This is a genomic window from Methylobacterium tarhaniae, from assembly GCF_001043955.1.
In the GTDB taxonomy this organism is placed as follows: domain Bacteria; phylum Pseudomonadota; class Alphaproteobacteria; order Rhizobiales; family Beijerinckiaceae; genus Methylobacterium; species Methylobacterium tarhaniae.
This window is the reverse complement of record NZ_LABZ01000171.1, coordinates 13303-32917: the sequence shown is the minus strand read 5'-3', so window position 1 is coordinate 32917 and position 19615 is coordinate 13303. Positions and strand designations below refer to the sequence as shown.

Genomic DNA, 19615 nt, shown 5'->3' with positions numbered 1-19615 from the left:
TCGCGCACGTTGCCGGGCCAGTCGTGCCGGCTCAGGTGCTCGCGGATCGACGGCGTCACCGGCGGCGGCTCGCGGTTGAAGCGGGCGGCGGCCTTGCGCAGGAAGTGCTCGAACAGGAGCGCCACGTCCTCGCGCCGCTCGCGCAACGGCGGGATCGCCACCGAGACCACGTTCAGGCGGTAATAGAGGTCGTCCCGGAAGGTGCCCTGCGCGGCGGCCTGGCCGAGATCGATCTTGGTGGCGGCCACCACCCGCATGTCGACGGGCTGGATGGCGTTGGTGCCCAGCGGCTCCACCATCCGCTCCTGCAGCACCCGCAGGAGCTTGACCTGGATGTTGAGCGCCATGCTCTCGATCTCGTCGAGGAAGAGCGTGCCGCCATCGGCGTGGGCGATGCGCCCGACCCGCTTCTTGAGCGCGCCCGTGAAGGCGCCCGCCTCGTGGCCGAACAGCTCGCTCTCCACCACCGTGTCGGGGAGCGCGCCGCAATTCATCGCCACGAAGTTGCCCTTGGCCCGGCGGCTCCAGCGGTGGAGCGCGCTCGCCACCACCTCCTTGCCCGACCCCGTCTCGCCCAGCACCAGCACGTCGACATCGGCCTCGGCCACCTCGCGCACGAACTGGCGCAGGCGGTTGATGCTGGCTGAGACGCCGAGGAAGGCCGGGTCCTCCGCCACCGCGGCGTCGAGGCGGGCGCGCAACGAGCGGTTCTCCTGCACCAGCGCCCGGCGCTCGAGGGCGCGGCGCACCGAGGCGACCAGCGTCTCGGCCGGGTAGGGCTTGGCCAGGAAGTCGTAGGCGCCCGAGCGCATCGCCCGCACCGCCATGGTGATGTCGCCGTGGCCGGTGATCAGGATCACCGGCAGCTCGGGATCGGCCTCCTGGATCGCCGCGAACAGGCCGAGCCCGTCGAGCCCCGGCAGGCGCACGTCGGTGACGACGACGCCCGGCGGCGCGGCGAGGATCGCCCGCAGGGCCGACTCGGCGTCGCCGTAGGTCTCGACGGCGAAGCCCGCGAGGTCGAGGCTCTGGCCGTTGGCGCGGCGCACCTCCTCCTCGTCGTCGACGAAGATCACGCGGTCGGAGGACGCGCTCATGCGGCGGCTCCCATGGCGGGCGCCAGCGGCAGCTCGACCCGGAACAGGGCGCCGCCCTGGGGGGAAGCCCCGGCCGAGACGGTGCCGCCGCACTCCTCGACGATGCCGCGCGAGATGGCGAGACCGAGCCCGAGGCCGCTGGCCTTGGTGGTGAAGAATGCATCGAACACCTGGGCGCCGCCGTCGGGCAGCCCGGACCCATTGTCGCCCACCTCCAGCACCGCGCGCTCTCCCATGACCCGCACCGTCACGGCGATGCGTGGTTCGTCGACGCCCGCGACCGCGTCGAGGGCGTTCTGCACCAGGTTGACCACGACCTGCTCCAGCCGCGGCCCCTCCCCCAGGACATAGGGCGAGGGCTCGGGCAGCGCGAGGGCGAGGTCGATGCCGGCCAGGCGCCCCTCGACCACCTCCAGGCTCGCCCGCACCACGCCGGTGAGCGCCACGGGATCGCGCCGGCCCGAGGCCTTGCGGGCGAAGCCCTTCAACTGGCGGGTCAGGCCGGCGATGCGCTCGGTCAGGCGGCCGACCGCGGCGAGGTTCTCGGTCGCCTCGGCCAGGCGCTCGCGCTGGATCAGGATGCCGGCATTGTCGGCGTAGGAACGGATCGCCGCCAGCGGCTGGTTGATCTCGTGCGCCATGCTGGCGGCGAACTGCCCCAAAGCCGCCAGGCGGCCCGCATGGGCCAGTTCCCGTCCGAGGCGCTGGCGCTCGGCTTCGGCCCGCTGCCGCTCGGCGATCTCGGCCTTGAGCTTGCGGTTGGTCTCGGTGAGGGCTTCCGTCCGCGCCCGCACCCGCTCCTCCAGCTCGATGCGCCGGGCCGCCGCCTCGGCGAGGCTCGCCCGCAGGCGCCGGCGCCGGCCGACGATCTCGGCGAGGCTCAGACAAGCGAGGCCGACCGCGAGGCCGGCGATGACCTGGGCCTGGATCCGCTCGCGCGCCACCGCCACGCCGATCCGGGTCAGGGTGTGGAGCCGCCAGGTGGTGCCGGGAATCGCGGCGTCGAGGGGCAGGGCCAGCCGCGCCGGCTCCGCCCCGTTGCCGATCCTCACCAGGGTGCCGTCCGCCGCCGGGTGGATCGGCACCGGCGCGAGCGGCGCGGCGCCGAATTCGAGCCGCTCGCGGATCAGCCGGCGCTCCTCGTCCGATACGGGCTGCAAGGTGCCGAAGCGCCAGGCCGGCTCGCTCGCCATCAGGACGATGCCGCGCGGATCGGTGACCATCACGGTCTCCCCGCCCCTCTTCCAGGAGTCGCGCCAGGCCGCCTCGATGCCGTCGAACTCGACCTTGACCACCACCACCCCGGTCCGCCCGCCGGGGCCGGCGACACGGCGGCTGAGATAGAGGCCGGGCCGGCCGCTGACGGTGCCCAGCGCGAATTGCCGGCCCGCCCCCTCGGCCAGCGCCTGCTGGACATAGGGACGGAAGCCGTAGCTCGTCCCGACGAAGCTGCCGGGCTCGCCGGCATTGCTCGCCGCGACCGCGATGCCGTCCTGGCGGATGACGTAGATCACCGCCGCCCCCGAGGCGCGGGCGATCTCGGCCAGGCGGTCGTTCACCCGGGCGAGCAGCGCCGGATCCGGGGAGGCGCCGACCGCCGCGGCGATCTCCGGATCGCTGGCGAGCGCCAGCGGCAGCGACCCCTGCTTCTGCATCTCGGTGCGGAAGGCCGCGACCTGGAGCGCCAGCGTCGCCGAGGCCGAGCGCCGGAGGTCGGCGAGCGCCGCCCGCTCGGCGGTGCGGCCGGCGAGGAAGGCCGCGGCCAGTACCGCCGCGAGGCCGAGGAGCCAAGGCAGGGCCGGGGAGCGCGGCAGCGCGCGCCAGCCGGTCACGGGCGCCCCGCGGGACGACAAATCCCGGTCCGGGCGGTTGCGGATTTCCGGAACGGATCCCGCCCCGCGTTGCGGCGCGCCGGAAGGCTCTCCGGGGCCGTTCCCTCCTGTCCCATGAAAACCCTTTTATTTGTCCGTACTTAACAAAAAATTTCGATTTTTCGCCGGCTGGCACGCCGGTTGCCAATGTGTGTCTGTCCGCGGCCTGCCGGTGCGCGGCAGGCCTTGCGAAAAGGTCGATCACCGCCGAACGGCCAAAGCCGCCGTACGGCCAAGAGCAAGAGCGCCAAAGCGGGTCGACCGCCAGCGCCGTCCCGTCACGAGCCATTATAGGGAGAACGTCCGATGGCTACGATCCCGTCCCCGCTGACCGCGCCCCACGCGCCGCCGGCACCGAAGCCGATCTACAAGACCCTCTATTTCCAGGTCCTGGTCGCCGTCGCGATCGGCATCACGCTCGGGCATTTCTACCCGGCGCTCGGCGCCGACATGAAGCCGCTCGGCGATGCCTTCATCAAGCTCGTCAAGATGATCATCGCTCCGGTGATCTTCCTCACCGTGGTCTCCGGCATCGCCGGCATGACCAACCTCGAGAAGGTCGGCCGGGTCGGCGGCAAGGCGCTGATCTACTTCCTCACCTTCTCGACGCTGGCGCTGATCGTCGGCCTGATCATTGCAAACCTCGTCCAGCCGGGCGCAGGCATGCATATCGATCCGAAGTCGCTCGACCCTAAGCAGATCGCGATGTACGCCGAGAAGGCGAAGACGCAGACGATCACCGACTTCCTGATGAACATCATCCCGTCGACGGCGGTGGGGGCGTTCTCGGGCGGCGAGATCCTTCAGGTCCTGTTCTTCTCGGTGCTGTTCGGCTTCGGCCTCGCCTTCCTGGGCGAGCGCGGCAAGCCGGTGCTCGACTTCATCAAGATCCTGTCCGAGGCGATCTTCGGCGTCGTCCACATCATCATGAAGGTCGCCCCGATCGGCGCCTTCGGGGCGATGGCCTTCACCATCGGCAAGTACGGCATCGCCTCGCTCGCCAACCTCGCGTATCTCGTCGGCGCGTTCTACCTGACCTCGGCGATCTTCGTCTTCGGCGTGCTCGGCCTGGTCGCCCGCTACAACGGCTTCTCGATCGTCAAGCTGATCCGCTACATCAAGGAGGAGCTGCTGCTGGTGCTCGGCACCTCGTCCTCCGAATCGGCCCTGCCCTCGCTGCTCGAGAAGATGGAGCGCGCCGGCTGCTCGAAGCCCGTCGTCGGCCTAGTGGTTCCCACCGGCTACTCGTTCAACCTCGACGGCACCAACATCTACATGACCATGGCGGCCCTGTTCATCGCCCAGGCGACGGACACGCCCCTCAGCTACGGCGAGCAGGCCCTGCTGCTCCTCGTCGCCATGCTCTCCTCGAAGGGCGCGGCCGGCGTCACCGGCTCGGGCTTCATCACGCTGGCGGCGACCCTCGCGGTGGTCCCCTCCGTGCCGGTCGTCGGCATGGCGCTGATCCTCGGCATCGACCGCTTCATGTCGGAATGCCGGGCGCTCACCAACTTCATCGGCAACGCGGTGGCCTGCATCGTGGTTGCCCGCTGGGAGGGTGAGGTCGACATGGACCGGCTGAAGGCCGCCCTCGACGGCAACCCGCTGCCGCTCGAAGACATCGCCCCGGTCCCGGCCCTCCAGGCCGCCGAGTAAGCGACGATCCGGGGCCTTGCCAGCCCCGGGCTGCACAGGATGGGGGCGGCCCTGCGCGCGGCGCGGGGCCGCCCTTTTCGTTTTCCGGGCTATCCTCCCGGGATCTTTCCGGGAGGATCCACGATGGCGGGCGGCGACTGGCGCGGGATGGACCGCGCGGCCCTCAGCAAGGCCTACGACAATTCCGGCGCGGTTCCCGGCAGCAGCGCCATCATGGCGTCCCTGCGCGAGCGCAGTGCGGCGTTCCGCGAGACCCGTCGGGCCGAGCCGGACATTCCCTACGGCGAGGGGGCGCGGCAGCGTTTCGACCTCTTCCGCTGTGGCCGGGCCGGCGCGCCGCTGCTGGCCTTCATCCATGGCGGCTACTGGCAGCGCAACGACAAGCACGGCTTCTCGGCGCTGGCCGAGGGTCCCCTTGCCCGCGGCCTCGACGTGGCGATGATCGGCTACACCCTCTGTCCCGAGGCGACGATGACGGCGCTCGCCGCCGAGATCCCGGTGGCGCTCGCGCATCTGCGCAGGCAGGTGAGCCCGCCGCGCCTCGTCGTCTCGGGCTGGTCCGCCGGCGGGCACCTCGCGGCGCTCGCGATGGCCTGTCCCGAGGTCGATGCGGGCCTCGCCGTCTCGGGCATCTTCGACCTCGCGCCGATCCGGCGCACGGCGCTCGACGACGCGCTCCGTCTCACCGAGGACGAGGTGGTCGCCCTCTCGCCGATCCGCCACCTGCCGCGCCGGGCCGGCCCGCTCACCGTGGCCTACGGGGCCGACGAGCTGCCGGAGCTGTGCCGGCAATCGCAGGTCTACCAGGCCGCCTGGGCCGGGACCGGCCTTCCCGGCGACCTCCTGGCCCTGCCCGGCGACGACCATTTCACGGTGCTCGACCAGATGATCCGGCCCGACGGAGCGTTGACCGAGGCGGCCTTGCGGCTGGCGGCGGGCTGACCCGGCGTCCGGCGGGGCTCGCCGCCCCGCGGACCTCGCCCTAAAGCTACGGCGTTGGAACGACCGCGCGGGCCTTCAGGCCCGCGCGAGGGACAGGAAGCGGGCATGGGCCAGCACCACGACCACGCGCATGACCATGACGGCCACGATCACGCGCATCACGATCACGGTCATCACCATCACGGCCCGGGCCACGTCCACGCCCCGGCGCGTTTCGGACGCGCCTTCGCGATCGGCATCGCCCTCAATGCCGGCTTCGTGCTGATCGAGGGCGCCTACGGCGTCCTCACCGATTCGGTGGCCCTCCTCGCCGATGCCGGCCACAACCTCTCGGACGTGCTCGGCCTCGTCGTCGCCTGGGCGGCGGCGACCCTCGGCCAGCGGCAGCCGACGGCGCGGTTCACCTACGGCCTGCGCTCGTCCTCGATCCTCGCCGCCCTGTTCAATGCGGTGTTCCTGCTGGTCGCGGTCGGCGCCATCGCCTGGGAGGCGGTGCAGCGCTTCCATGAGCCCGCCCCCGTCCCGGGCCTGACCATCACGATCGTGGCGCTGATCGGCATCGCGGTGAACGGCGTCACCGCCTGGCTGTTCGCCTCCGGCCGCAAGGACGACCTCAACGTGCGGGGCGCCTACCTGCACATGCTGGCCGATGCCGCGGTGTCGGCCGGCGTGGTGGTGGCGGGCCTCGTCATCATGGCGACCGGCTGGACCTGGATCGATCCCGTCACCAGCCTCGTCATCGTGGCGGTGATCGTCGCCGGCACCTGGGGCTTGCTGCGCGACAGCGTCGTGCTCTCGCTCGACGCCGTGCCCCCGGGCATCGACCCGGCCGAGGTGCGACGCTGCCTCGCCGAGCACCCCGGCGTGGCGGAGGTCCACGACCTCCACGTCTGGCCGATGAGCACCACCGAGACCGCGCTCACCGCCCATCTGGTGATGCCTGAGGGCCATCCCGGCAACGCCTTCCTCAACGACTGCGCCGGCCTGCTGCGCCGCCGCTTCGGCATCGCCCATGTCACGCTCCAGGTGGAGCTGGCCGGCGGGCCGGCCTGCGCCCTGGCGCCGGATCACGTGGTGTAGGGCCCCCTCACCCCGCCTTGCGCACCGGCTGGCGCGCCAGCACCGCGTCGGCGGCGCGGCCGGTCAGTTCCGCCCGGTGGTCGAAGCGCGTGGTGAAGGTGCCGACCCCGGCGGTGGCCGAGCGCAGCTCGACGATCAGGTCGGTCATCTCGGCCTCGGGGATCAGCGCCTCGACCACGTCCCAGCCGGACCAGCCGGGGCGCGCGTCGAAGCCGAGGATCTGGCCGCGGCGGGCGGTGACGAGGCCGGTGGCCTTCGCGGTGGCGCCGCTCGGCACGGCCATCGACACGGCCAGGATCGGCTCCAGCAGCACCGGCCCGGCCTTGGCGAGCGCGTCGTCCATCGCCAGGCGCGTCGCGGCCTGGAAGGCGGCGTCCGACGAATCGACCGCGTGGGCGGCGCCGTCCTTCAGGGTCACGGCGATGTCGACGACGGGAAAGCCGAGCGGCCCCTTGGCGGTGAAGGCCCGGGCGCCGGCCTCGACGGAGGCGATGTACTGGCGCGGCACGGCGCCGCCCACCACCTCGTCCTCGAACAGGAATCCCTCGCCCCGCGGCAGCGGCCGCACCGCCAGGGCCACGTCGGCGAACTGCCCGTGGCCGCCGGTCTGCTTCTTGTGCCGCGCCCGCGCCTCGGCGGGGCCCCGGATCGTCTCGCGGTAGGCCACCCGCGCCGGCTCGGTCTCGACCCCGATGCCGAAGCGTGAGCTCAGGCGCTCCACCGCGACCCGCAGGTGCATCTCGCCCTGGCCCGACAGGCGCAGGTCGCCGAGCTCGGCGCGGTGCTCGACGATCAGCGCCGGGTCCTCGTCGGCGAGCTTGGCCAGGGCCGCCGAGAGGCGCACGTCGTCCTTGCGGTCGCGCACCCGGAGCGCGAGGGCGTGGACGGGGTCCGGCGCCGGCAGTTCCGCCAGGGCGTCGGGCGCCTCGGCCCCGGTGGTCAGGGTCTCGCCGGTGGCGATGGGGTCGAGCTTGGCGAAGCCCGCGACCTCGCCCGCCTGCACCTCCGGCACGCGGTGGCCGGCGGCGCCCGCGAGCTGGGTCAGCGCCGCCACCCGGGCGCTGCCGCCGCCCGATCCCGTCACCGCCTCGCCCTCGCGGATCGCAGCCCGCAGCACCCGGCCGACCGAGAGCTTGCCGCCGAAGCCGGTATGCAGGGTCTTCATCACCTGGACCAGCGGCGCCCCCTCCGCCGCGACGCCGAGGCGCTCCCGGGTCTCGGGGAGACCGGGCGCCTCGTGCCGCAGCGCCTTCAGGAGGCGGGTGACGCCGTGGCCGTGCTCGGCCGAGCCGAACAGCACCGAGACCACCTGGCCCCGGCGCAGCTCGCTCGCGAGGTCGGCGAAGACCCGGTCGGCCTGCGGCTCCACCTCGGCGATCAGGTCCTCCATCAGGGCGTCGTCGTGGTCGGCCAGGCGCTCCAGCATCGTGTAGCGCTCGGCCTTCTCCCGCGGCAGCTCGCCGTCGGGCAGCGCCACCACCTCGCTTGGTGCCTGCTCGCGCCAGATGAAGGCGCGCTCCAGCGCGAGATCGATGAAGCCGACCGCCGCCTCGCCCTCCATCAGGGGAATCTGGCGCATCAGCAGCGGCACCCGGGAGGCGGGTTGCAGCAGCGCGAGGGCATCGCGCAGCGAGCCCGGCGCGGTCTCGGCCTTGTTGATGAAGAGAAGGCGCGGGATGCCGGCGGCCTCCAGCTCGCGCAGGGTCAGCTCCAGGGCCGGCAGCTTGCGCTCGTCCGCCTCGCAGACCACGATCGCGGCATCGCAGGCGAGCAGCACGGCCTTGAGGTCGTGGGCGAACTCGATCGAGCCGGGGCAATCGACGAAGGTGAAGGCCTCGCCGAGGAAGCGTGTCGTGGCGAAGGCGGGTTCCACGCTCATGCCGTGCGCCCGCGCCTCGGGGGAGGTGTCGCCGAGGCGGGCGCCGGCGCGCCCGGGCCGGTCGATCGCGCCGGTGCGATGGAGGATGGCCTCGAGCAAGGCGGTCTTCCCGCTCTGGAACGGACCGACGATCGCGATGCACCTGTGCTGCGCAGCCACGTGACGCCTCCTCCGGTATTTGTTGACAGAGAGTTAAGCACTGGGCCGGGGCGCGGTCCAGGCAGCAGGTGTGCAGGCGCGAAGGCGGCCCGATACTGGACGGATCGGCGCGGCCCGGCATGATGCGCACGACGGACGCGACGGGGAATTCGGGATGCCCGACATCGACATCGACCACTTGCGCAGCTGGATCGGCCGCAGCCGGGAGGTCGAGGACTTCGTCACCCCGCGCCTCGTGGCCGAGTACCGGGCGACGCTCGCCCCTCACCTCGCCCCGGTGGCCGAGGGCGAGGCGCCCCTCGCCCTGCATTGGTGCCTCGGCCCCGAGACACCGGCCGCCGACGCGCTCGGGCCCGACGGCCACGCGGCGAAGGGCGGGTTCCTGCCGCCGGTGCCGCTGCCGCGGCGGATGTGGGCCGGCGGCGAGGTCGAGACCTTGGGCGCCTTGCGCATCGGCGACCGGGTGGTGCGGCGCGAGACCGTGGCGGACGTGGCGGTGAAGCGAGGGCGCACCGGCACGCTCTGCTTCGTCACCGTGCGGCACGACTACCTGACGGAGCGCGGCCCGGCGATCCGCGACCGGCAGGACATCGTCTATCGCGAGGCGAGCCGGCCGGGCGACGCCGCGCCGCCGCCGAAGCCCGCCCCCGCCGAGGATGCCGGGAACGAGCCCGCATGGTCGGTCGAGGCCAATTCCGTGCTGCTGTTCCGCTACTCGGCCATGACCTTCAACGGCCACCGCTTCCACTACGACCACCCCTATGCCACGCAGGTCGAGGGCTATGCCGGCCTGGTGGTGCACGGGCCGATGCAGGCGAGCCTGCTCCTCAACCTCGCGGCCGTCCGCCTCGGCCGGGTGCCCCCGCATTTCCGCTATCGCGGCGTCTCGCCGATGATCGCCGGATCGCGCTTCGCGGTGGCGGGACGGCGCGAGGGCGAGGGGTTTCGTGGCTGGACCGCCGTCGGCGGCACGGTCTGCATGGAGGCGGAGGCGCCCGAGAGTTAGGCGATCGGCGCATTGCGGTGGGGGAACCGAACTGTCAGGTTCACCGCCGAACGAACAGACAACAACGAGGAAACGCCATGACGCCGTCGTCCCGCCCCGTCCGGGCGCTCACCCGCCGCGCGCTCGCGGCCGGCACCGCCCTGCTGCTCCTGTCGGGCGCCGCGCTCGCCCAGGCGCCGATCGTGATCAAGTTCAGCCACGTGGTCGCGCCCGATACCCCCAAGGGCCGCGGCGCCGACAAGTTCAAGGAGCTGGCCGAGAAGTACACTGCTGGCCGGGTGAAGGTCGAGGTCTACCCGAACTCGCAGCTGTTCAAGGACAAGGAGGAGGTCGAGGCGCTCCAGCTCGGCGCGGTGCAGATGCTGGCGCCGTCGCTGGCGAAGTTCGGGCCGCTCGGTGCCAAGGAGTTCGAGGTCTTCGACCTGCCCTTCATCCTGCCCGACAAGGCGGCCCTGCGCCGGGTCACCGACGGGGCGCTCGGCAAGCGCCTGTTCGACAAGCTGCAATCGAAGGGCATCACCGGCCTGGCCTATTGGGACAACGGCTTCAAGGTGATGAGCGCCAACAAGCCGCTGCGGATGCCGGCGGATTTCCGCGGCCTGAAGATGCGGATCCAGTCCTCGAAGGTGCTGGAAGCGCAGTTCCGCGCCCTCGGCGCGATCCCGCAGGTGATGGCCTTCTCGGAGGTCTACCAGGGCATGCAGACCGGCGTGGTCGACGGTTCGGAGAACACGCCCTCGAACATGTTCACCCAGAAGCACCATGAAGTGCAGAAATACATCACCCTCTCCGATCACGGCTATATCGGCTACGCGGTGATCACCAACAAGAAGTTCTGGGACGGACTGCCGGCCGAGATCCGGACCGAGCTCGACAAGGCGATGAAGGAGGCGAGCGTCTACGCCAACGAGGTCGCCGACAAGGACAATGCCGATGCCCTCGACGAGATGAAGAAGTCCGGCAAGACCACGTTCATCACCCTGACCGCCGAGGAGAAGGCGGCCTGGAGGGCGGCCCTGGAGCCGGTCACCGCCGACATGGCGAAGCGCGTCGGCAAGGACGTGATCGATGAGTTCCAGAAAGAGGCGAAGGGCGGAACGCAGTAGAAGCCGCACAACCACCCTGCCGGGCCGCCGCGCCCCGCCGTCGAGAGGTCGACGGCGGGGCTTTTTCGTGTCGCGACGCCGTCGTGACCGGCGAATGATGCTTCGCCGGGAAACGATACAACCTATCGTATGTCGTCGCGGGTCGGAAGCAGGCCGGTCTTCACGGCTCGGCAACCTTCACAGCATTGTCGTAAAACGCCCATACAGAGCGAACACAGTTCGAAACAAGCGTTAACACGACAGACTCGCCCTCCCTTCCGGCCCACCCCGTCGAACGATCGCGGGCGAGGCCGCTGCACGCTCCCCCGACTCGACAAGACCTAACAGCCCCGCGCAGGAAGGCGGCGCCGCTTCGCGCGCTGCCGCCCTTCCTGCGCGCCCGGAGACCTCGGAATCCATGGCCACGACGCTTGCCGCCGGCGACATCGCCATCGTCGGCTACGACGCCACCAACCCCGACGATTTCGCCTTCGTCGTGCTGCGAGACGTCGAGGCCGGCACGGCCATCAGCTTCACCGATAACGGCTGGAGCTCCAGCACCAACGCCCTGCGCACGTCCGAGAGCACCTACACCTACACGGCGCCGACGGCGCTCGCCGCCGGCACGGTGATCCGCCCGACCACCGACTCGACGGCGAACGGCACCAACTCTCCCGCCTTCACGGCGCAGAACTTCGCCCTCAGCACCTCGGGCGACCAGATCCTGGCCTATCAGGGCACGGCCGCGAGCCCGACCTTCCTGTACGCGATCAATGTCGCGGATGGCGGCACCACCTTCGCGGCGAACGGCACCAACGCCAACACCTCGGCCCTGCCGCCGGGCCTGACCCCCGGCCTGACCGCGGTCGCCCTCCCCTCCGCCAACGGCCGCTATGCCGGCCCGACCTCGGGCACCCGCGACCAGATCCTCGCCTCGGTCGGCGCGACCTCGTCCTGGACCCAGAGCGCCACCACGCGGGCCGGCGACGGCGCCTACGCCCCGTTCACGGTGGCGACCGCGCAAGCCCTGCCGGCCCTGTCGATCGACGACGTCCAGGCGACCGAGAGTGAGTCCGGCACCAAGCAACTCACCTTCACGGTGTCGCTGAGCACGGCCGCCCCCGCCGGCGGCGTCACCTTCGACATCGCCACGGCCGACGGCAGCGCCGCGGCCGGCAGCGACTACACCGCCCGCAGCCTCACCGGCCAGACCATCGCGGCGGGCCAGACCAGCGCCACCTTCGCGGTCGACGTCACCGGCGACACGGCGGTGGAGCCGACCGAGACCTTCACGGTGACGGTCGCCAACGTCTCGGGCGCCACCGTGGCGAAGGGCCAGGGCACCGGCACGATCCTCGACGACGATGCCGGCACACGGATCGACGGCACGGCGATCTTCGAGGCCGCGCCCTCGCTCCAGGGCCAGTCCGGCGCCACCGCCACGACGCCGCCGACCGCCACCAACGCGCTCCAGCTCGTGCGGCTCGGCGCCTACGCCACCACCAACGACACGGCGACGCAAGCCGCGCCGAACGCCGAGGTCGTGGCCTACGATTCGACGACGAGCCGGCTCTACGTCCAGAACACCAACGAGAACCGCATCGAGATCGTGGCGCTCGACGCCGCAGGCGGCTTGCGCAAGACCGGCGAGATCCTGCTCTCGGGCCTCGATCAATACGGCGCGGTGAACTCGGTCGCGGTGTTCAACGGCCTGGTGGCGGTGGCCTATGCCAACGCGACCGGCGACGCGGCCGGCCGCGTCGCGCTGTTCGACGCCGACGGCACGCTCCTGCGCTCGCTCACCGTCGGGGTCGGGCCCGACCAGATCGTGTTCACCCGGGACGGCAGCCGCCTCCTCGTCGCCAACGAGGGCGAGCAGGCGAGCCAGGCCAGCAACCCGGTCGGCAGCGTCTCGATCATCGACGTCTCGGGCGGGCCCGCGAATGCCGCCGTCGCGACGACCGTCGGGTTCGGCGGCCTCGACGGCGCCGAGGCGACGTTGCGCGCCCGCGGCCTCGCCATCACGCCCGGCAAGGCCGCCTCGGCGGATATCGAGCCGGAATACATCGCGATCTCGCCCGACAACCGCTTCGCCTACGTCACCCTCCAGGAGGTGAACGCCGTCGCGGTGATCGATCTCGCCAATCCCGGCACGGCGCCGATCGCGGTCCAGCCCCTCGGCGCGGTCGACCACTCCCTCGCCGGCAACGAATTCGACGCCTCCGACCGCGACGGCGCGGGCGGCACCGCCTCGATCCGGATCGCCGCGACGCCGGCCGGCACGCCGATCGTCGGCCTGCTCCAGCCCGACAGCATCGCGTCGTTCACCACCGGCGGCGCGACCTACTTCGTGACGGCGAACGAGGGCGACCAGCGGGTCATCGGCGGCGCCGACGATACCGGCGACGTGTCGCGCCTCAGCGCGGTGCCGAACAGCCGGCTCACCCCGGCGCTCCAGGCGCTCAAGTCCGATCCGGCCTATGCCCGCCTCAACGTGCTCCTGCGCAGCGGCGACACCGACGGCGACGGCGTGATCGACCGGCTGACCACGCTCGGCGGCCGCGGCATCTCGATCTTCCGCCAGAACGACGACGGCAGCATCACCAAGGTGCGCGAGACCGGCGGCGAGTTCGAGAAAATCTTCGCCCAGATCGCCCCGGAGCGGTTCAACAACGACCAGACGACCGCCGCCACGCCGGACGACCGCTCCGACAACAAGGGTCCGGAGCCCGAGGGCATCACCGTCGGCACGGTGAACGGCCGCATCTACGCCTTCGTCGGCCTGGAGCGCCAGAGCGGCATCCTGGTCTACGACGTGACCGATCCGGCGAACGCCGCTTACGTCTCCTACGTCCCGCCGCTCGCCGGCTCGTCCGCGGATCTCGGCCCGGAGGTGCTCACCTTCATCGCCGCCGACCGCAACCCGACCGGCACCAACCTGGTGGTCTCGGCCAACGAGGTGGCGAATGGCGGCGCCACCCTCTATGCGGCGCTGCCGCAGGGCGCGACGCAGGAGATCTCCTTCGCGCCCGACTCGCTCACCGTGAGCCGCCAGGAGGGCGAGAGCGGCACCACGACCTTCAGCTTCACGGTCCAGCGCTCGAACGGCACGCTGGGCGCCGTCGCCTTCACCGCCGAGCTCTCCGGCACCGGCACCAACCCGGTGGATGCCGCCGACTTCGCCGGCAGCCCCGCCCTGCCGCTCACCGTGACCGGCACGATCCCGGCGGGCGCCGCCTCGACGGTCGTCACCGTCACCGTGCAGGGCGACGCGGCGCCGGAGCCGAACGAGACCTTCGCGCTGAAGCTCCTCACCGCCAGCTCGAACCAGGCCGGCCTCACCGCCACGGTGAGCGGGACCGCCGGCACCGCCACCGGCACCGTCGTCAACGACGACGCGACCCTGATCTCGGTGGTCCAGGGCACCGGCAGCGCCAGCCCGCTCGTCGGCCAGACCGTGACGGTCGAGGCACTCGTCGTCGGCGACTTCCAGAACGGCGATGCGGACGCCAAGCGCAACCTCGGCGGCTTCTATCTCCAGGAAGAGACGACCGACCAGGATGCCAACCTGCTGACCTCGGAGGGCGTGTTCGTCTACGAGGGCACCGGCAACCGCCTCGTCGACGTCAACGAGGGCGACCGGGTCCGGGTCACCGGCACGGTCACCGAGTTCAACGGCGAGACGCAGCTCACCGTCAACGCCGCTTCCGGCATCCAGGTCGTCCAGGCCGGCGCGCTCTCGGCGGCCGAGGTGACGGCGCAGGCGGTGGATGTCAGCCTGCCGGCCGCCGGCACGATCGGCACCGGCACGACGGCCCAGCCCGACCTCGAACGCTACGAGGGCATGCTGGTCCGGTTCCCGCAGACCCTGTCGATCTCCGAGCAGTTCAACCTCGACCGCTTCAACGAGATCCGCCTCGCCGCGGGCGGCCGGCCCGAGACCTTCACCAACGCGTTCGAGCCGGACGCGCAGGGCTACGCCGCCTACCTCGCCCAGAATGCCGCGCGCACGATCACCTACGACGACGGGTCGAACGCCCAGAACCAGCCGATCGAGACCCTCGACGGCTTCGGCCCGACCTACTCCACCGCCACGGCGCCCCGCATGGGCGACACGGTGACCGGGCTCACCGGCACCCTCGGCTTCGGCCCGACCAACGCCTTCCGGGTGCGCGCCATCAATGACGGCGACAACAGCTTCACGCAGGCCAGCCCGCGCCCGAGCGCGCCGGACGCGGTCGGCGGTACGCTGAAGGTCGGCAGCCTCAACGTCCTCAACTACTTCACCACCCTCAATACCGGGTCGAGCGCGCGCACGGCGATCGGTCAAGCGCCCCGCGGCGCCAATTCGAGCGAGGAGCTGGCGCGCCAGACCGAGAAGCTGGTCACGACCCTGATCGGCACCGGCGCCGACGTGCTCGGCCTGACCGAGCTGGAGAACCAGTTCCAGCCCGGCAATCCGGGCAACGCGCTGGAATACCTCGTCGGCCAGCTCAACGCCCGGGCCGGGGCCGGAACCTACGCCTATGTCAACCCCGGCAGCCAGCTCGACCAGGGCCAGTTCCTCGGCGGCGACGCCATCGCGGTCGGCCTCATCTACAAACCGAGCAAGGTCAGCGTCGCCCTCAACACCACGATCGAGGCGCTCGACGATTCCGACGTGGCGCGCCTCGACCCCGCCCTGCTGCAGCAGAGCACGATCGGCCACCTCTTCAACGGCCAGAATACCAGCCGCGCCTCCCTGGCGGTGACCTTCCGGGAGAACGGCACGGGTGAGGACTTCACCGCGGTCATCAACCACCTGAAGTCGAAGAGCGGCACCGGTACCGGGGCCGATGCCGACCAGGGCGACGGCCAGGGCAACTGGCAGCAGCAGCGCGAGCTCGCCGCCAAGGCGCTGACCGAGTGGGTGGCGACGAAGCCCACCGGCACGCAGGATTCCGACGTGATCCTGCTCGGCGACTTCAACGCCTACCTCAAGGAGGACGCCCTCGACACGATCAAGGCCGGGGGCTTCGCCAACCTCGCCGAGGACCGCCTCGCGAACCCGTATTCCTACGTCTTCGACGGAGCCTACGGCGCCCTCGACCACGCCTTCGCCACGGCCAGCCTGAACGGCCAGGTGACCGGCGTGACCGAGTGGCACATCAACGCCGACGAGGCGGACGCGATCGACTACAACCTCGATTTCAACCGCCCCGCCTCGACTTTCGACGGGACGGTCGCGGCGCGCGAATCCGACCACGATCCGGTGCTGGTCGGCCTCACGCTCGACCAGGCCGCCCCGACCCTGGTCTCCGCCACCCCGGCCGACAACGCCACCGGCATCGCCCCGGGCGCCGACATCTCCTTACGCTTCAGCGAGGCGGTGAAGGCCGGCACGGGCGCCATCACCATCACCGACGGGGCGGGCGACACCCGCACCATCGCGGTCTCCGACGCCGCCCGGGTCGCCGTCTCCGGCGACACCGTGACGATCAACCCGGGCGCCGGCCTCAAGCCGGGCACGGCCTACGACGTGGTCGTGCCGCGGGGCGCCTTCGCCGACACCGCCGGCAACGCCTTCGCGGGCCTGGCGCCGGACCAGCTCGACTTCACCACCCAGCAGGCTGCCCCGATGACCTACACGCTCCAGATCCTGCACGCCTCCGACTGGGAGGCCGGCCTCCTGGCGACCCAGCGGGCGCCGAACTTCGCGGCGATCGTCGACAAGCTCGAGGATTCGACCCCGAACTCGATCACCCTCTCGACCGGCGACGGCTGGATCCCGAGCCCGTTCTTCATCGCCGGCGCCGACCCGCAGCTGAACGCGACCTATAACGGCGTCTACAACCAGCTCTACGGGCTGTCGGGAGCCAACGGCTACAACCGGCTCACCGCCTCGCCGGGCCGGGCCGACATCACGATCCAGAACATCATCGGCGTCCAGGCCGCGGTGTTCGGCAACCACGAGTTCGATTCCGGACCGAACGAGGTCGCCAACATCATCGGGGCCAATCTCGGCAGCGCGGCGGGCCCGGCCGACGACACCTGGGTCGGGGCGCAATTCCCCTACCTGTCGACGAACCTCAACGTCTCGAAGGAATCGGTGCTCGCGGGCCTCGTCCACCGCGACGGCGACGCCGCCACCTTCGCCCAGACCGGCCCGACCTCGACCCAGACCGGCACCGGCGCCGACAAGATCGCCAAGTCGACGATCATCACCGAGAACGGCGAAAAGATCGCCTTCATCGGCGCCACCACCCAGCTCGAGCCGCTGCTGACCACGCTGGGCAACGTGACGCTCGACGGCTTCACCGGCCGCGACGAGATCGCGCTGCTCGCCCAGCAGATCAACGCCGAGGTCGACCGGGTGATCGCGGCCAATCCCGGCCTCAACAAGGTCATCGTCGGCACCCACCTGCAGCAGCTCGCCAACGAGCAGGCGCTCGCGCCGCTCCTGCGCAACGTCGACGTGCTGATCGGCGGTGGCTCGCACACCCTGCTGGCCGATTCCAACGACCGGCTCCTGCCCGGCGACACGGCCGCCGGCGCCTACCCGCAATTCTTCACCAACGCCTCGGGCCAGACCCTGGCGCTGGTCAACACGGCCTCCGAGTATTCCTATGTCGGCCGCCTGACCGTCACCTTCGACGACCAGGGCACCGTCATCCGCGACTCGGTCACGCCGCAGAACTCGGGCGCGGTCGCGGTGGACGACGCGAGCGTGGCGCAGCTCTGGGGCTCGAAGGACGCGGCCTTCGCGCCCGGCAGCAAGGGCTACCTCGTGCGTGAGGTGATCGAGGGCCTCGACGTCAACAACGACGGCATCCAGGAGACCGCCGGCGTCGCCGACGTGATTCGTCAGCAGGACGGCAACATCCTCGGCCGCACCAGCGTCTACCTCGAAGGGCGCCGGGGCGAGGTCCGCAGCGAGGAGACCAATCTCGGCGACCTCTCCGCCGACGCCAACCTCTGGTACGCCAAGCAGTACGACCCGACGGTCGCGGTCTCGATCAAGAACGGCGGCGGCATCCGCGACTCGATCGGCTCGTTCTCGACCGCCGGCGGCGGCACCGCCGAGCTGCCCCCGGCGGCGAACCCCTCCGCCGGCAAGCAGGCGGGGGACATCTCGCAGCTCGACGTCACCAACTCCCTGCGCTTCAACAACGCGCTCGCCGTCACCACGGTCTCGGCGCTGGAGATGAAGCGGCTCCTCGAGCACGCGGTCTCGGCCACCGCCTCGGGCGCGACCCCGGGCCAGTTTCCGCAGATCGGGGGCTTGAGCTTCTCGTTCGACGCCACCAGGACCGGCCAGACCCTCGACGCCAACGGCAACGTCACCCGCGAGGGCCAGCGGATCCTCAACGCCGCGATCATCGACGAGAACGGCCGGATCCTCGACACGCTGGTGCAGAACGGCCAGCTCGTCGGCGACCCGAACCGCGGCATCCGCACCGTCACCCTCGACTTCCTGGCCACCGGTACCGCGACCGCGCCGGGTCTGGGCGGCGACAACTACCCGTTCCCGGCCTATGGCGAGAACAAGGTGGCGCTCGCCTCCGCCACGCCCGGCCGCTCGCTGCCCAACACCGCGACCTTCGCGGCGCAGGGGACCGAGCAGGACGCGATGGCCGAGTACCTGCGCGCCTTCTACGCCACCACGCCCTACGGCACCCCCGACACCACTCCGGCCGGCGACACCCGGATCCAGAACCTCGCCGCCCGCGGCGACACGGTGCTCAACCGCGGCGTCGTCCGCAACGGCACGGACGGCAACGACACGCTGACCGGCACCGCCCTCGACGACCTGATCACCGGCGGCCCCGGCGACGACACGATCGTCAACTCGGCCGGCAACGACATCCTGGTCGGCGGCCGCAACGCCGACGGTTCGAGCGGCACCGACACCCTGGTGTTCAACTCCAGGCTCGCCGACACCGCCGTCACCCGCGACGGCGCCTACACGCTGATCGTCGGGCCTGAGGGCCAGGACCGGGTCACCGGCTTCGAGCGCTACCAGTTCACCGACGCGACGGTGGTCACCGCCGACGGTTCGCCGCTGGTCGACGACCTGTTCTACCTCGCCAACAACAAGGACGTGCTCGCCGCCGGCCAGGACGCCGACGCCCACTATGCCGCTTACGGCTGGAAGGAAGGCCGCGACCCCAACGCGCTGTTCTCCACCTCCGGCTATCTCGCCGCCAATGCCGACATGCGCGCCGCCGGCCTCGATCCGCTCCAGCACTACGACCAGTCCGGCTGGAAGGAGGGCCGCGACCCGTCGGCCGCCTTCGACAACGAGCTCTACCTCGCCCGCAACCCGGACGTGAAGGCCGCCGGCATCGACCCGCTCGCGCACTACATCGCGTACGGCCAGGCCGAGGGCCGGCAGATCGACGCGGCGATCGGCAGGACCGCCGACCTCGCCGCGCATCCGGGCTTCGACGCCGAGTACTACCTCCTGTCGAATCTCGACGTGGCCCGCGCCGCGACGGCGGCGGGTGGCGATCCCTTCGCTTATGCCTACCGGCACTACCAGACCTATGGCTGGAAGGAGGGGCGCAACCCGAACGCGGTGTTCGACACCGAGGGCTACCTGAACGCCTATGCCGACGTGAAGGCGGCCGGGATCGACCCGCTGATGCACTACGACCAGTCCGGCTGGAAGGAGGGCCGCGACCCGTCGAAGAGCTTCGACTCGACGGCGTATCTCGGAGCCTACGGCGACGTCGCCCAGGCCAAGCTCGACCCGATGCAGCACTACCTGCAATACGGCGCGACCGAGGGGCGCTCGGCCTTCGCCGACACCACCTTCGGCGCCGGCACGATCGGGTAAGCCTTCGCGGATGGCCCGCGGC

9 protein-coding genes are annotated in these 19615 nt (G+C 71.3%); 6 read left to right on the top strand and 3 right to left on the bottom strand.

Features of this window, described 5'->3' with window-relative positions; all coding sequences use genetic code 11:
• Both VQ03_RS22565 and VQ03_RS22560 read right to left on the bottom strand, forming a co-directional pair.
• A partial coding sequence (locus tag VQ03_RS22565; protein ID WP_048453152.1) for a sigma-54-dependent transcriptional regulator occupies window positions 1–1097 on the bottom strand: 1097 nt, incomplete at its 3' end.
• Entirely contained in the window at window positions 1094–2929 is a 1836-nt protein-coding gene (locus VQ03_RS22560) for a sensor histidine kinase (protein WP_048453151.1), read from the bottom strand. The genes VQ03_RS22565 and VQ03_RS22560, both read right to left, overlap by 4 nt.
• 345 nt (window positions 2930–3274) lie before the next feature.
• On the opposite strand from VQ03_RS22560, the gene VQ03_RS22555 reads away from it, so the two are divergent.
• The 3 genes from VQ03_RS22555 (at window position 3275) to VQ03_RS22545 (ending at window position 6646) form a co-directional block, all read left to right on the top strand.
• Window positions 3275–4624: a dicarboxylate/amino acid:cation symporter gene (locus VQ03_RS22555; protein WP_048453150.1), complete on the top strand. Its 1350-nt coding sequence runs from the start codon at window positions 3275–3277 to the stop codon at window positions 4622–4624.
• Between the two features lie 123 nt (window positions 4625–4747).
• Window positions 4748–5566 (top strand): alpha/beta hydrolase, encoded by an 819-nt coding sequence (locus tag VQ03_RS22550; RefSeq protein WP_048453149.1) that lies wholly within the window; start codon window positions 4748–4750, stop codon window positions 5564–5566.
• 105 nt (window positions 5567–5671) lie between these two features.
• Window positions 5672–6646: a cation diffusion facilitator family transporter gene (locus VQ03_RS22545; protein WP_048453148.1), complete on the top strand. Its 975-nt coding sequence runs from the start codon at window positions 5672–5674 to the stop codon at window positions 6644–6646.
• 7 nt (window positions 6647–6653) lie between these two features.
• Here the strand turns inward: VQ03_RS22545 and VQ03_RS22540 are convergent, their stop codons facing one another.
• A complete protein-coding gene (locus VQ03_RS22540; RefSeq protein WP_048453147.1) occupies window positions 6654–8684 on the bottom strand; it encodes an elongation factor G in 2031 nt (676 codons plus the stop codon).
• Between the two features lie 154 nt (window positions 8685–8838).
• Between VQ03_RS22540 and VQ03_RS22535 the strand changes: the two genes are divergently transcribed.
• From VQ03_RS22535 to VQ03_RS22525, 3 genes are all read left to right on the top strand, one after another.
• Window positions 8839–9690, top strand: coding sequence for an HTD2 family dehydratase (locus tag VQ03_RS22535; protein ID WP_048453146.1), 852 nt, complete (start codon window positions 8839–8841; stop codon window positions 9688–9690).
• 77 nt (window positions 9691–9767) lie between these two features.
• On the top strand, window positions 9768–10796 hold the full coding sequence (locus VQ03_RS22530; RefSeq protein ID WP_048453145.1) for a TRAP transporter substrate-binding protein: 1029 nt from the start codon (window positions 9768–9770) through the stop codon (window positions 10794–10796).
• A gap of 397 nt (window positions 10797–11193) precedes the next feature.
• The gene (locus VQ03_RS22525; protein ID WP_048453144.1) at window positions 11194–19593 is read left to right on the top strand and encodes an ExeM/NucH family extracellular endonuclease; all 8400 of its coding nucleotides are present in this window, start codon (window positions 11194–11196) and stop codon (window positions 19591–19593) included.
• The last annotated feature ends 22 nt before the right edge of the window (window positions 19594–19615 follow it).

Bases quoted from the DNA above. Each gene is read 5' to 3' on its own strand.
- VQ03_RS22530 (WP_048453145.1), top strand. From the start codon at position 9,768: ATGACGCCGTCGTCCCGCCCCGTCCGGGCGCTCACCCGCCGCGCGCTC.
- VQ03_RS22535 (WP_048453146.1), top strand. From the start codon at position 8,839: ATGCCCGACATCGACATCGACCACTTGCGCAGCTGGATCGGCCGCAGC.
- VQ03_RS22550 (WP_048453149.1), top strand. From the start codon at position 4,748: ATGGCGGGCGGCGACTGGCGCGGGATGGACCGCGCGGCCCTCAGCAAG.
- VQ03_RS22555 (WP_048453150.1), top strand. From the start codon at position 3,275: ATGGCTACGATCCCGTCCCCGCTGACCGCGCCCCACGCGCCGCCGGCA.
- VQ03_RS22545 (WP_048453148.1), top strand. From the start codon at position 5,672: ATGGGCCAGCACCACGACCACGCGCATGACCATGACGGCCACGATCAC.
- VQ03_RS22525 (WP_048453144.1), top strand. From the start codon at position 11,194: ATGGCCACGACGCTTGCCGCCGGCGACATCGCCATCGTCGGCTACGAC.